This window comes from Nocardia jejuensis NBRC 103114 (assembly GCF_001613145.1).
Taxonomy (GTDB): domain Bacteria; phylum Actinomycetota; class Actinomycetes; order Mycobacteriales; family Mycobacteriaceae; genus Nocardia; species Nocardia jejuensis.
The window spans coordinates 135,053-148,476 of the sequence record NZ_BDBU01000010.1 but is presented as its reverse complement, the minus strand read 5'-3'; the positions used below and the strand labels follow the sequence as shown (position 1 = coordinate 148,476).

Sequence of the window (13,424 nt, the reverse complement as noted above, 5' to 3'; positions counted from 1 at the left end):
CGGGGTTCGCACGGCGGCCGCGAATCGGCGGGTCGCGTCGGGACCTGGGACGGGCGGGGCGACGGGTCGCGTCGGCCACGGCAGAGGTGCACGCCGGATCGAGTGATGGCTCACGTCGGGCAAAGCAGTGGGCTGCGCGGTGTGTCGCAGGAGAGTGCGCGGACGACGGGGCAGGCGGGGTGCGCAGGTGAGGTGGCGGTAGCGTGATGCGCGGACATTCCGATTCCCCGCACTCCCACGCACTCTCGAGAGAGGCCATCACTCATGACTCAGGCTGGGTCGACCCAGGACGCCGCGCAGGACTTCACCAGTTTCGGCGACTCGACACTGCAGGGGTACCTCGATGAGCTGGCCGCCAAGGTGCCCGCGCCGGGCGGCGGGGCCGTCGCCGCGCTGCACGCCGCGCAGGGTGCGGCGCTGGTCTCGATGGTCGCGCGGTACACCACCCGCGCCAAGGACGCCGAGAACCGCCCGGTGATCGACCGCATCATCCAGGCCGCCGACGACTCCCGCAATCGCGCGCTGGCCCTGGCCGACGCCGACGCCGCCGCGTTCACCGCGGTCGGCAGCGCCTACAAACTGCCCAAGGACACCGACGAGCAGCAGGCCGCGCGCACCGAGGCCATCACCGGAGCCCTGCTGGGCGCGGCCCGGGTCCCGGCCGCCGTGGTCGCCGAGGCCGACGAAATCGTCTCCCTCGCAACCGAACTCCTGCCCATCGGCAACCCGAACGTGGTGACCGATATCGGCGCGGCCGCCGATTGCGCGCGGGCCGCCGCCGCGAGTTCGCAGCTGAACATCGCCATCAACGTCGCCTCGCTCGGCACCGGATCGGAGTCCGAGTTCGCCCCGGTCTTCACCCAGATCGACGAGGTCATCGCCCGCGCCGACGCCCTGCACGCGGACGTGGTGGCGGCCATCACGCGCTGAGCGCACGAGCAGATTCCCCGGGCCCCGTTCCAGTCGGAACGGGGCCCGGAGTCGTTTCGGCGGTGCGCATTTCGCGCGGAACAGACCCGGCAAGGCAGCGACACCGCTCCAGCCGTGCGGTGGTCGAGCACGCCCATATGTGAACCGCCAGACGCATTCCGAAGGCCGGAGCAGACCGCACCAACCCCGCCGAATCTCCGCGTGGGGGCAGGCATCTCGCCCGAGTCGGATACGCCCGGACAACGCGTGGGCCGCTCGAACGCAGCAGCTCGTCCTGAGGGTCGGCACCTGCGGCATCGGCGAGTACCCGGCATAGCGCTGTTTCGTCGCGTTGTCCGCGACGCGCTCCTCACCGATCGAGCAACACCGCGCGAGCCGGGGGCGGTCGCCGGGGGCATCGGGCTGCGCGGAGAAAGTGATTTGTCTCATTCAGAGAACGGGGAGGTCGGGGTCCCTAATCGGACAACGACCGAAGCAGGTCAGGGCACATATCCCCTACCCGGTCGTCGGGTTTTTTCGAAGGCTCCACGCCGACCGCTAGGTCACGAAGCGGGAACATTTCCGGATGGGACTGATCATCTGGTCATAGGCTGAGGCCCCTGAACCACACCCCCTGCGAAGGGATTGGACACCATGCGGAAAGCGATTCGCTATCTGTTCGTCGCCACCGTGCTCGCGGCTGCCACCGCGACAGGGTCCGGAGCCGCGGGTGCGGTGCTCGTGACAACCGAACTCCCGGCGGTGCAGGCGATTACGCCGGGGCCGGGCCAAGTAGTGGGTATCGCCGCACCGGTCACCGTGCACTTCGCCGAACCGGTGGCCGATCGGGCTCGCGCCGAGCGAGCGGTCGACGTCCGAGCCGACGCCTCACTGGCTGGGCACTTCTCCTGGGTGGACGATCGGCAGGTCACGTGGACGCCGGCCGGCTACCTGCCCACCTCTTCGCCTATCACGGTGTCGGTGGGACGCCTGCACACCCAATTCGACACCAACGGCGGCGTGACCGCCGACGCGGACATGTCGAACTACACCTTCACCGTCTTCATGGGCGGCGTCCCGGTGCGGACCATGCCCGCCTCGATGGGCAAGCCCGGCTGGGAAACCCCAACGGGCACGTTCCCGGTGATGTCGAAGGAGCGGACCGTGACGTTCGATTCCCGGACCATCGGCATCCCGCTCAGCAGCCCGCAGGGCTACCTGATCCAGGGTGAATTCGCCGAAAGGCTCACCTCGGGAGGCGTTTACGTGCACTCCGCCCCGTGGTCCGTCGACTCACAAGGCAATTCGAACGTCAGCCACGGGTGCATCAACCTCGCGCCCGGCGACGCGGAGTGGTACTACGACAATGTCGGCATCGGCGATCCGGTGAACATTCACTGGTAAGCGCTGATCACCAGCGGTCCCCACGCCTGCGCGGCTTCGGACCGGCAGCATCTCACCACGCGGCGCCGGGGTTCACTCGAAACCCCGGCGCCGCGTGGTGATTTCGGGTCAGCGGCCGGACTCGGCGGCCTGCACGACGTGGCGCATGAGCAGCGCCGTGGTGACCGGGCCGACACCACCGGGGACGGGGCTCAGGGCGGCGGCCCGCCCGGTCACCGAGTCGGCGTTCACATCGCCGGTGATCCCGCCGTTGTCGTCCTCGTTGGTGCCGACGTCGATGACGACCGCACCCTCTCGCACATGCTCGGCGGTGATCAGACCGGCGCGACCGACGGCAGCGACCACCACGTCCGCGGCGGAGGTGATGGCGGGCAGATCCGTGGTGCGCGAGTGCGCGACGGTGACGGTGGCGTTCTCGGCCAGCAGCAGCTGAGCCAGCGGCTTACCGACCACGTTCGAGCGGCCCACGACCGCGACATGCCGACCCTCGAGCGGAATGTCGTGGAACTTGGCCAGTTCCACCACCGCCTCGGAGGTGGCGGGCGGGAAGCCCGGCAGGCCGGAGGCGAGTAGACCGAGTGAGAGCGGACTGACGCCGTCCACGTCCTTGGCGGCGGCGATCGCGAGGCTCACGTCGTCCAGGCCCACGCCCTTGGGCAGCGGCGTCTGCAGCATGATGGCGTCGGCGGTGGGATCGGCCGAGAGTTCGCTCAGCTTGGCGCGAATCTCCTCGGCGGTGGCGTCCACCCCGAGATCGACGTTCTCGCAGACGATTCCATTGCGTTCGGCGGCGCGATTGAGCGACTTCACGTACCAGGCGCTGGCCGGATCATCGTTGGCGATCACCAGCACGAGGCGCGCGGGTGCACCCTGCGCGGCGAGTGCGGCGGCACGCGCCTTGGTGTCGGTGTTGATGGCGGCGGCGAGTTCCTTGCCGATGAGCGAAGTCGTATCCACGGATTCACACCTTAACTTCCCCGCCCGAACCACCTGCACGCGACGCAACTCCGCCCGCATTCCCGGCAGCAACCCTTCTCGAACCCGCAAAATCACAGCGGCAAATCACCGCTAAGCGCGGTGTGCAGTCGTATCGTGTCCACATTCGGACCGAGCCACTAGCCAGCTACGGACGAACGAGTTAGCCAGCAAAGCATGCGTGACCCTCTCCGAAAGGTCGACAGCAGTGCAGATCGCCAGGCGTTTACCCACCCTTCTCGCGGCGACCGCTGCCGCCCTCACCCTGTTCTCTCCCGGTGCCGCGCACGCGGACGCCGGACCGCTGTACAACTCCGCGCAGGAGAATTTCGTCGACGGTGACGAGGCCGCCGGGCTCGCGGACCTGCGGCAATTGCTCAACGAGTCCCCCGATGACGCGCAGGCGCTGTCCCTGCAGGCGATCTGGTCGGACTATGCCGGGGACATCCTGACCCGCGAGGTCGCGCTGAATCGGCTCACGGCGCTGGATCCGCGTCTGGCCGACGGCACCCGCAACGTGTTCCGGGCCGTCGGCGCAGCGGTCGGCACCCTGCCCAATCCGATTCCCGCGATCGCCGGACCGCAGACCGGTATCGCGGTGTGCGGCTACGGCCTGCTGCCCGACGGCAGCATGCGCCCGGAACTGATCAATCGCCTCCAGGCGGCCTGGCTGCAGGCGATCGCCTCGCCGATGTCCCCGATCGTGGTGTCCGGCGGCAATCCGCAGAACGGGATCACCGAGGCGGCGGCCATGGAGGGCTGGCTGGTCGGCCACGGCATTCCGGCGAGCCGGGTGCTGACCGAGCATCGCGCCGGATCCACCGTGGCGAACGCGCTCAACAGCACGAGCATGCTGCGTGACGCGGGCGCGACCAGCGTCATCGTGGTCACCTCGCCCAATCACATCCGCCGGGCCGTGGCCGACTTCATCGTCGCGGGCCTGCCGGTCGTGGGCGCCACGACATCGCTCGAGCAGCTGGTCTCGCAATTGCCGCCGCCGGCGCGCAGCAGCCAGCGTGGTATCTACATCGATGCGACCCGCACGCTGTTGCTTCCGGTCGCGCGTTAACTCCGCCTTTCGCCCGTAGCAATCCGGTTCGGTTCCGGCGGTACACGCTCCGCACCGGCGATACACGCTCACGCATGCAGTGCACGCTCAGCGCTAGGTATGCACGCTCGGCCCTGGGTGTGCACGCTCGGCCCGGCCGGACGTCCTCCGCCCCGGCCGTACACGCTCGACCCCGATGCATGCCCCGGCCCCCGCCTCACCTGGGCGGATGCCGGGGCGTGCACAATGATCGGGTGCTCTTCCCCGACAGCGACACCCTGGTCACTCGGCTCCGGGCAGCCGGATGTGTCTTCGCGGAGGAGGAGGCCGAGCTGCTGCTCGCGGCCACGTCCGACCCCGAACAGCTCGAATCGCTCGTCGCCCGTCGCATCGCGGGCTTCCCGCTCGAGCACCTGCTGGGCTGGGCGGAATTTCGCGGCCTGCGCGTCGCCGTCGCCCCGAATGTCTTCGTCCCCAGACAGCGCACCGGCTTCCTGGTAGATCAGGCAACAGCCTTGGCCCGCCGCCACATCCGCTGTACCGGCGCGGCGGGCGAGGACGCAGTCGGCAGCTCCGCTCCACCCGCGATCGGCCCGGACCACGCGGCGCACGACGCCGCTGTCGGTTCCGCGGGCCCGGGCTTCGACGCCGCGGGTTCCGGGATCCGCGTCACCGATGCGGAGTGGACCGGCGCCGCGGTCGACTCGCGGGATACCGGACCGATCTCGGTCGATGCACCGGGCAGTCCGCAAGGCGAGGCGAACGACGGGGCGAACGACGGGGCGCCATTCGGCACGGCCATCACTGTGCTCGATATGTGTTGCGGCTGTGGGGCATTGGGATTGTCGCTGGCCACCGAGCTTGCTGCGGACGGGATTCGGGTCGAACTCACGGCCTCCGATATCGAACCCGCCGCGGTGGAGTGTGCGCGCGGGAATCTCGCCGCGCTGCGCGCGCCGGTGTTCCGCGGCGATCTGTTCGACCCGATTCCCGCCGACTTGCGTGGGCGCGTGGACCTTCTGCTGGCGAATACGCCCTATGTGCCGTCGTCCGAGATCTCGTGGATGCCACCGGAGGCGCGCGATCACGAACCCCGGGTCGCCCTCGACGGCGGCTCGGACGGTCTCGATGTGCTGCGTCGCATTGCCGCCGTCGCGGGCGAATGGCTCGCTCCCGGTGGACATCTGCTCGTCGAGGAGAGCGAGGAGCAGGCGGCGACCGCGGCCGACATCATGCGCGCACACGGCCTGCACGCCCGGATCGCCTCGGACGACGAACTCGGCGCGACCGTCGTGATCGGTACGCGCCCATGACGATTCGCGGCATCCTGTTCGACGTCGACGACACCCTCGTCGACTACTCGTCGACCGCCCGCGCGGGACTGCTGCGCCATCTCGCGGCCGAGGACCTGCTCGGGCATTTCGAGTCGCCCGACACCGCGGTGGCGCTCTGGCGTGAGATCGAGGAGCAGGAGTACCCGCGCTTCCTCGCGGGTGAGCTGACCTTCCCCGGGCAGCAGCAGGCCCGCACCGCGCGATTCCTGGCGCATATCGGTGTGGCGGTGGACGATCCGGCGGCCTGGTTCGCACGCTACGTGGCGTTGCGGGACATCGCCTGGCTGGTGTTCCCCGACGTGCCGCCGGCGCTCACGGCATTGACCGGGCGCGCGGCGCTGGGGGTGGTCTCCAATTCCTCACGCGCGCATCAGATCGGCAAGCTGCGCTCGGTGGGCCTGGCCGCCCACTTCGGGGAGGCGATCCTGTGCTCCGACGAATTCGGCTCGGCCAAGCCCGATCCCGGCATCTTCCTGGCAGGCTGCGACATGCTCGGGCTACCGCCCGATCGGGTCGCTTACGTCGGCGACCGCCACGACGTGGACGGGCTCGGCGCGAGAGACGCGGGCCTGCATGCCTTCTGGCTGGACCGAGCCGCCTCGGGCACGTCGCACGAGGGCGTCACCGTCATCCACTCACTGGCGGACATGAGTATCGGCTGACAATGCGTCAGGGCCCGCCCGGATATCTCCGCACGAGCCCTGACGAGCCGAATGCCTACTTGCGGCCCTTGAATTCGTCCATCGAGTGGTAGACGCCGACCGAGTTGAGGTAGAAGTCGCGCACCTTCAGGGGCAGCAGGCCGGTGATGGCGCGGTTGAGGCGCGAGGTCCACGGCATGACCACCAGGGCCGCGCCCTTCTTCATCTCGTTCCAGGAGGTGTCCACCACGTGGTCCGGCTCCAGGATCGGAGTGAATAGGAAGCCCTTGGCGCCGTCGAACATTCCGGTGTTGATGTACGTCGGACACACGGTGGTGAACTTGACGTGATCGTTGCCGGACTGCTCGAGCTCCAAGCGCACCGAGTCCGACCAGCCCAGCGCCGCCCACTTGGACGCCGCGTAGACGCTCATGCGCGGATTGGAGACCAGACCCGCGGACGAGGCGATCGTCATGACCCGCGATTCCCGCTTGCCGCTGACCATGGCGGGCAGGAACTCCAGCGTGACGTACATGGGCGCAAGGGAATTGATCGCCATCGTCTTGTCGATGTCGACCTTGTTCGTGGTCTCCCAGAAGTACCCGTTGCCGCGCACGATGCCCGCGTTGTTGATCAGCACGTCGATATCGCCGACCTCGGCGCGCACCGCCGCACCGGCCTCGGCGATGGCGTCCCGATCGGACACGTCGACCACGTAGTGGTGGACGCGGCTCGAGCCCTGCGCGGCCAGTTCGGCGGCGGTCTCCTTCAGCGCTTCCTCGTTGATGTCCCACAGCACGACGTCAGCGGCGCGTTCGGCCACCGCGCGCTGCGCGAACGACTTGCCCAGCCCCATGGCCGCGCCGGTGACGAGAACCTTCGTGCCCGCTGCCGTCTTCATACCCTCTGTACCCCTGTCTCGGTGAGTTCGCGAATCACTTCTGCCGCAACGTCTTCATCACGCCCAGGTAGAGCGTCATGGTCTTGGCCCACAGCTGTTCCGACATGCCCGGCAGCGGCGCGATGGGCAGCACCCGCTGCACCGCGATGGTCTGGGTGTCGATGTACTTGAGCAGCCCTTCGGGACCGTGCCGGCGACCGGTGCCGGAGATGCCGAGCCCGCCCGAGGGCGCGGCCACCGAGCCCCACGCCGCGATGAAGCCCTCGTTGACGTTCACCGATCCGGCATCGATCCGAGCGGCGATCTCACGCGCGCGGTTCGTATCGCGGCCCCACACACTGGCATTGAGGCCGTAGGCGGTGTCGTTGGCCTGGGTCACGGCGTCCTCGTCGGTCTCGACGCGGTACACCGAGACGACCGGTCCGAAGGTCTCCTCACGGAACACGGTCATGCCCTCGCGCACATCGGCCAGAATCGTCGGTTCGTAGAAGTACGGGCCGAGGTCCGGGCGGGCCTTGCCGCCCGCGAGCACCCGCGCGCCCTTGGCGACGGCGTCGTCGACATGCTTGCTGACGGTGTCGATCTGGCGCGGGAAGGTCAGCGAGCCGATCTCGTAGGAGAAGTCGAGGTCCTTGCCGAGCGTGAGTTTGCCGGTGTTCTCGACGAAATCGGCGACGAACTGGTCATAGACGTTGGCGTGCACATAGATTCGCTCGATCGACTCGCACAGTTGTCCGGCCGAGGCGAAGCAGGCGCGCACCGCGATCTTGGCGGCGGCCGACACGTCGGCGTCGGCAAGCACCAGCAGCGGGTTCTTGCCGCCCAGCTCCAGCGAGTAGCCGATCAACCGCTCCCCCGCCTGCTGGGCGATGGTGCGGCCGGTGGCGCTCGAGCCGGTGTAGTCGACGAAATCGGCGCGGGCGATGACCTCGGTGCCGACGACCGCGCCCCGGCCCAGCACCGCCTGCCACAGGCCCTTGGGCAGGCCCGCGCGCTCGGCGATGTCGATGGCCCACAGCAGGGTGAGCGCGGTCTGGTTGTCGGGGCGGCCGATCACGGCGTTGCCCGCGAGCAGCGCGGGCAGCGCGTCGGAGGCGCCGAGCGCGAGCGGATAGTTCCACGGCGAGATGACCGCGACCACGCCCTTGGGCCGGTTGCGGACCTCGACCTGGGTCAGCACCGGCATGACGCCGCGCGGCTTGCGGTGCGCGAGCAGCCGCTTGCCCTCGCTCGCGTAGTAGCGGGCATTCACCGCGACATCGGAGACCTCGTCGAAGGCGTGCACGCGGGATTTGCCGGTCTCGGTCTGGATGATGTCGAGAATCGCGTCCTGCTCGGCCAGCACCATGTCGTGAACGCGGCGCAGCAGCGCGGCGCGTTCGCCGACGGGCACCCCGGCCCACTTCTGCTGCGCGCTCCGCGCGGTGGCGAAGGCGGTCTCGATATCGCCTACCGAGGACTGCGGCAGGTCCGCGATCTTGCGCCCGGTGGCCGGGGCGAACACCTCCACCGAGGGCGCACCTCCCGCCACGGCGAGGCCGAGCAGCCGCTCGATCAGGTCGAGCGGCAGTGCGTCGGCAGCGGAGAGCTGCGGGGCAGTCGTCATCGGGCGCCCTCTCGGTAGGTCGTGCGGGCCGTTGCCCGCTATTCACTGAACACCAGTGTTACGCGAACACTAGTGTTAGATTAATGGTCGTGACGCATCTCATGTCAAGCCTTACGCCGAGCTCACACCCATGACACCGGCACCCGTGAACTCGGCAAGCGCCACCACGCCGCCGACCGGCACCACCGCGCGGCGCGGGCGGCCCCCGCAGACGGAGAAGCAGGCCGATCAGGTGCGGGCGCGGATCGTGCTGGCCACGGCCGAGGTGTTCGCCTCGCACGGATCGCGCGGATTGAGTGTCGCGCGGATCATCGAGACCGCGGGGTTGGCGCGGCCGACGTTCTATCGTTATTTCGCCAATGCGACCGAACCGCTGCACGCGGTGCTCGCGGTCTCCAACGACGACCTGGTCGGCGGCATCCGATCCGCCTTGGCGCGGACCGAGGTACCCGTCGAACTGGGCATCAACATGATCGAGGCGTACCTGTACTGGGCAGGCGGGCACGGGCCGATGCTGGCGCCGCTGTTCGCCGAACTGCACGATCCGGGCTCACCGGTCTCGACCTATCGGGAGCAGGCGCTGGATGACATCCGCGCGCTCGTGCGGGACAAGTTCGCGGTGCTCGGTCGTCCCGCGCCCAGCGATCTGGATCTGGACACCGCGCTGCAGGTCTGCGAATACGTGGTCTTCCGCATCTCGGCGGGCGCGCCGCACGGGGAACCCGACGCCGAGACCATCGCCGCGGCGCGGCTCACCATGATTCGCGGGGTGCTGGCCATGCTGGGGCAGCGCGGCGATGTCGAGCACGCGCTCGAGATCCCGGGACTGTTCGGGTCGGGCGAGACCGGCGGCGAGCGGTAGGCGAGCGTCTCGCTCGAATCGACCCGAAGTCCTTCTCTCCCCGGCTATTCGCGTACACCCGCACCGTGGGTGGCGCGCTCGAAGCGCATGGCGGGATCGGTGATCCGGCCGTAGCGCATCTTCGGCAGGTCGCGCAGGTAGTTCATGTGCAGCTTCCACGGGGCTCGATCGCCCTGTTTGGGGAGCGAGTCGATGACCCGGAGCACGTACCCGGGCTCGAAGTCCAGGAACGGCGCGGTGCCGACCGAGGGATCCCGGACCGGCGTCGCCTTGGCGTAACCGTGCGCGTCCATGTGTGCCAGCAGGCGAACCACGTACTCGCACACCAGATCTGCCTTCAGCGTCCAGGAGGCGTTGGTGTAGCCGATCACGAAGGCGAAGTTGGGGACGTCCGAGAGCATCATGGCCTTGTAGGCCATCAGTTCCGGGAGTTTCAGCTCGCGCCCGTCCACGACCAGGTCGATCCCGCCGAAGACGACCAGGTTCAAACCCGTTGCGGTGATGACGACATCGGCATCCAGGTCGGCGCCGGACTCGAGGCGCAGTCCCGTCTCGGTGAAGGTCTCGATGCGATCGGTGGCCATCTCGAGTTTGCCGTGGCGGATGGCGCGGAACAGATCCCCGTTGGGCACCAGGCACAGTCGCTGATCCCACGGGTCGTAGCGGGGGTTGAAATGGGTGTCGATGTCGTAGCCCTCGGGCAGCCAGCGCTCCTGCAGGCCGTGGATCCAGGCGCGCATCCGCTTCGGATAGCGTTGCGACACCTGATACATCACGGTGCTGAACCCGACGTTCTTGGCGCGGGCCAGCGCGTACGCGGCCTTTGCGGGCAGGAAGCGGCGCACCCGGTCCGCGAAGGCGTCGCGGGCGGGCATGGAGATGATGTACGACGGGGAGCGCTGCAGCATGGTGACCTGCGCGCCCTGCTCGACCAGGGCCGGGCCCAGAGTCACGGCGGTGGCCCCGGAACCCACGATCACGACCCGCTTGCCTTCCACGTCCAGGTGTTCGGGCCAGTGCTGCGGATGCACGATCGGTCCCGAGAACCGTTCCGTGCCCGCGAATTCCGGCGTGTAGCCCTGGTCGTATCGGTAGTAGCCGGAACAGGAGAAAAGGAAGCCCGCGGTGATCACCACCGAGTCGCCGTCGTGCTCGGAGGTCACCGTCCAGCGGTTGCCGGCCGAGGACCACTCGGCGCGAATCACCTTGTGCCGGTAGCGGATGTGCTTGTCGATGCCGTTGTCCGCGGCGGTGTCCCGCACGTATCGCAGGATGGAGTCACCGTCGGCGATGGCCTTGTCGCCCAGCCAGGGGCGATGCCGGTAACCGAGGGTGAACATATCCGAATCCGAGCGAATCCCCGGGTAGCGGAACAGGTCCCAGGTGCCGCCGATCGCCTCGCGCATCTCCAGGATCGCGTAGGTGCGCGACGGGAAGGCACGCTGCAGGTGGTAGGCGGCGTCGATGCCGGACAATCCGGCCCCGATTATGAGCACGTCGACGTGTTCGGGTGCACTGCTCATCGATACCCCTTCGATTCGCACGGAAACCGGCGCACGGCCGGGTGAAACCTCAGCGTATCCACTGCGCGGCCCGCCGTGTGACGGGCGACACCGGTTGGCGAGAAGAATTCTCGCGCCGCCCCGCCGTGCTCGCCCGCCGGGGCCGAGGGGCTGCGGCAGACCCGTTCCCGATCGACCTGGTCACGCTGGGCGCAACCGCTCGACTCCGTCCGGTCCGGACGGCCGCTACGCCCGTAAGCCGCTCGCGCGCAGCACACGACGGCCGATCGCGGCCCGGATGGACTCCTCGGTGCCCAGCACGCGCACGTGCCTGCGGGCGCGGGTGATGGCCGTGTACAGCAGTTCTCGGGTGAGCAGGGTGGACTCGGCGCCCGGCAGCACCACCGAGACGTCGTCGTACTGACTGCCCTGACTGCGGTGAATGGTCATGGCGTAGACGGTGGTCACGCCGGGGAACTGCGTCGGGTGCACCAGGTAGGGCTCGGTACCGCGCTGCAGCGCCGCGCGCAGCGTGCCGTCGGGTGCGCGGACGATGACGCCGGTGTCGCCGTTGTAGATTCGCGCCTCGTGGTCGTTGGCGGTGACCAGCAGGGGCTGGCCCGGATACCAGTGTCCGGTCCCGGACTCGGAGTTGATGCCCGCCGCCGCGACCCAGCCGCCCGCCAGCCGGTCCCAGCGCTCGACGCCGTAGGGGCCCTGACGGTGCGCGCACAGGAGGCGGTGCGATTCCAGGGCGGTGAGTGCGCCGATGGCGTCGCCCGCGATGGCCGCCTCGGTGGCGGCGCGGGATGCGCGCAGCACGTCCGCACGGACCTCGGCGATGTCGTCGGGGGTGTGCAGGGACAGGTCATCGCCGCCCGCGGCCAGCAGGTCCAGGGCGGTGTCGGCATCGCCGGCCCGGATGGCCACGGCCAGCTCCGCGATCCGCCCGCCGAATCGGCGGCCGCGCGTGAGCCGGACTATGCCGCCGCGCAGGCGATCTCGCTCGCGGGTGGAGAGGCCGTCCGGATGGGCCGCGCTCGCACCCAGTTCCGCGCCCAGTACCTGTGCCAGGGCCGGATTCTCCTGCCCCAGTACCGGTCCCGCCACCAGATCCGCGAGCACCGCGCCGGCGTCCACCGAGGCCAGCTGATCGGGATCGCCCACCAGCACCAGGCGGGCGTCGGGCCGGACGGCGGGCAGCAGGCGACTCATCATGGTCAGCGACACCATCGAGGTCTCGTCCACCACGATCACGTCGTAGGGCAGGCGGTTGAACTCGTTGTGCCGGAAGCGGCCCGCGCCGCCACGCTGCCAGCCGAGCAGCCGGTGCAGGGTCGCGGCGGTGAGATCGGGCAGTCCGATGTCCCCCGCCTGCTCACGCACCGACTCCTGCAGGCGCGCAGCGGCTTTACCGGTGGGTGCGGCGAGAGCGATGCGCAGGGCGGGCGCGCCCGGGACCGCGTCCTGATGCGCGACCAGCAACGCCAGCACGCGGGCGATGGTGTGCGTCTTGCCGGTACCCGGACCGCCCGCGATGACGGTCGTCCACTGGGTAGCCGCCAGCGCCGCGGCCAGACGCTGCCGGTCCGGCGGTTCCCCCGCCGCCACCCGGTCCGGGAACAACCGATCCAGTTCGCGCCGAATCAATCCCGCGTCCACCATCGGATGCGAGGCCCCGCGCTCGGTGAGCGCCGCGCGGATGGTCTCCTCCTGGCGGTAGTACCGATCCAGGTACAGCAGCGGACCCGCGTCGGACCCCACCGGATCGACCAGTCGCAACGGCCGCAGCGGCCCCGCCGGGCTGCCGCAGACCAGCGGGCTCACCCGCAGTGCCGCGATCACCGCCTCCACATCGGGCCACGGCAGGGTCGCGGGATCGATCGAGGACTCTTCCGTCCCTTCGGCGTCCACGCCGATCTCGTGCATCCGACGGACCTCGAGGCACACCGAGCCGGACCGCACCGCGCGCACGGCCAGCGCGGTCGCGAACAGCGCCGCCTCGGATTGCTCGCGGCCCAGCCGCCCGAGCCGCAGCGCCACGTGCACATCCGCCGCGGCCAGCACCCCGGCGGCATTGAACACCTGCAGCAGCCCGGTTCCACGCTGCGCCAACTGAATCGACGTCATCGCCCGCCCGTCTCTTTCCGATACCGCCCGGGGGTCATCCCCGGGATCGTGCCGCACGAGGGGCGCGGACCCGAGGTGCTGCGCCGCGCGCCGGGTCGCGACGCGGCGCGGC

11 protein-coding genes and 1 pseudogene are annotated in these 13,424 nt (G+C 69.4%); 7 read left to right on the top strand and 5 right to left on the bottom strand.

Annotated features, from left to right (window positions below; translation table 11 throughout):
* Positions 1–264: 264 nt before the first annotated feature.
* Positions 265–930, top strand: coding sequence for a cyclodeaminase/cyclohydrolase family protein (locus NJ1_RS08130; protein WP_067689674.1), 666 nt, complete (start codon positions 265–267; stop codon positions 928–930).
* Between the two features lie 633 nt (positions 931–1,563).
* Positions 1,564–2,313, top strand: a complete 750-nt coding sequence (locus NJ1_RS08125) for a L,D-transpeptidase (protein ID WP_067689671.1) — start codon at positions 1,564–1,566, stop codon at positions 2,311–2,313.
* 108 nt (positions 2,314–2,421) lie between these two features.
* Here the strand turns inward: NJ1_RS08125 and NJ1_RS08120 are convergent, their stop codons facing one another.
* Positions 2,422–3,270, bottom strand: coding sequence for a bifunctional 5,10-methylenetetrahydrofolate dehydrogenase/5,10-methenyltetrahydrofolate cyclohydrolase (locus tag NJ1_RS08120; RefSeq protein WP_067689668.1), 849 nt, complete (start codon positions 3,268–3,270; stop codon positions 2,422–2,424).
* 226 nt (positions 3,271–3,496) lie between these two features.
* Here NJ1_RS08120 and NJ1_RS08115 point away from each other — a divergent pair, with 226 nt between their 5' ends.
* The 4 genes and pseudogenes from NJ1_RS08115 (at position 3,497) to NJ1_RS08105 (ending at position 6,332) form a co-directional block, all read left to right on the top strand.
* The gene (locus NJ1_RS08115) at positions 3,497–4,357 is read left to right on the top strand and encodes a YdcF family protein (protein ID WP_067689665.1); all 861 of its coding nucleotides are present in this window, start codon (positions 3,497–3,499) and stop codon (positions 4,355–4,357) included.
* Positions 4,358–4,590: 233 nt separating this feature from the next.
* Positions 4,591–4,872: pseudogene (locus tag NJ1_RS40950) on the top strand (putative protein N(5)-glutamine methyltransferase); the annotation flags it as partial.
* Entirely contained in the window at positions 4,852–5,649 is a 798-nt protein-coding gene (locus NJ1_RS40390; protein ID WP_339380953.1) for a methyltransferase, read from the top strand. The pseudogene NJ1_RS40950 and the gene NJ1_RS40390, both read left to right, overlap by 21 nt.
* The gene (locus tag NJ1_RS08105; protein ID WP_084477859.1) at positions 5,646–6,332 is read left to right on the top strand and encodes an HAD family hydrolase; all 687 of its coding nucleotides are present in this window, start codon (positions 5,646–5,648) and stop codon (positions 6,330–6,332) included. Before NJ1_RS40390 ends, NJ1_RS08105 begins: the two co-directional genes overlap by 4 nt.
* A gap of 55 nt (positions 6,333–6,387) precedes the next feature.
* On the opposite strand, the gene NJ1_RS08100 is transcribed toward NJ1_RS08105, so the two are convergent.
* Both NJ1_RS08100 and NJ1_RS08095 read right to left on the bottom strand, forming a co-directional pair.
* The gene (locus NJ1_RS08100; protein ID WP_067689659.1) at positions 6,388–7,212 is read right to left on the bottom strand and encodes an SDR family oxidoreductase; all 825 of its coding nucleotides are present in this window, start codon (positions 7,210–7,212) and stop codon (positions 6,388–6,390) included.
* A 34-nt stretch (positions 7,213–7,246) separates the two neighbouring features.
* Complete coding sequence (locus NJ1_RS08095; protein WP_067689656.1) at positions 7,247–8,818, bottom strand: succinic semialdehyde dehydrogenase; 1,572 nt, start codon at positions 8,816–8,818, stop codon at positions 7,247–7,249.
* 130 nt (positions 8,819–8,948) lie between these two features.
* On the opposite strand from NJ1_RS08095, the gene NJ1_RS08090 reads away from it, so the two are divergent.
* Complete coding sequence (locus tag NJ1_RS08090) at positions 8,949–9,680, top strand: TetR/AcrR family transcriptional regulator (RefSeq protein ID WP_067689653.1); 732 nt, start codon at positions 8,949–8,951, stop codon at positions 9,678–9,680.
* A gap of 44 nt (positions 9,681–9,724) precedes the next feature.
* Here the strand turns inward: NJ1_RS08090 and NJ1_RS08085 are convergent, their stop codons facing one another.
* A complete protein-coding gene (locus tag NJ1_RS08085; protein ID WP_067689650.1) occupies positions 9,725–11,203 on the bottom strand; it encodes a flavin-containing monooxygenase in 1,479 nt (492 codons plus the stop codon).
* A 225-nt stretch (positions 11,204–11,428) separates the two neighbouring features.
* Positions 11,429–13,312: an exodeoxyribonuclease V subunit alpha gene (gene recD / locus NJ1_RS08080; protein ID WP_067689647.1), complete on the bottom strand. Its 1,884-nt coding sequence runs from the start codon at positions 13,310–13,312 to the stop codon at positions 11,429–11,431.
* Between the last annotated feature and the right edge of the window lie 112 nt (positions 13,313–13,424).

Excerpts from the sequence above, each read along its gene's own strand:
- NJ1_RS08130 (WP_067689674.1), top strand. The coding sequence starts at position 265 with ATGACTCAGGCTGGGTCGACCCAGGACGCCGCGCAGGACTTCACCAGT.
- NJ1_RS08125 (WP_067689671.1), top strand. The coding sequence starts at position 1,564 with ATGCGGAAAGCGATTCGCTATCTGTTCGTCGCCACCGTGCTCGCGGCT.
- NJ1_RS08105 (WP_084477859.1), top strand. The coding sequence starts at position 5,646 with ATGACGATTCGCGGCATCCTGTTCGACGTCGACGACACCCTCGTCGAC.
- NJ1_RS08100 (WP_067689659.1), bottom strand. The coding sequence starts at position 7,212 with ATGAAGACGGCAGCGGGCACGAAGGTTCTCGTCACCGGCGCGGCCATG.
- NJ1_RS08095 (WP_067689656.1), bottom strand. The coding sequence starts at position 8,818 with ATGACGACTGCCCCGCAGCTCTCCGCTGCCGACGCACTGCCGCTCGAC.
- NJ1_RS08090 (WP_067689653.1), top strand. The coding sequence starts at position 8,949 with ATGACACCGGCACCCGTGAACTCGGCAAGCGCCACCACGCCGCCGACC.
- NJ1_RS08085 (WP_067689650.1), bottom strand. The coding sequence starts at position 11,203 with ATGAGCAGTGCACCCGAACACGTCGACGTGCTCATAATCGGGGCCGGA.
- recD (WP_067689647.1), bottom strand. The coding sequence starts at position 13,312 with ATGACGTCGATTCAGTTGGCGCAGCGTGGAACCGGGCTGCTGCAGGTG.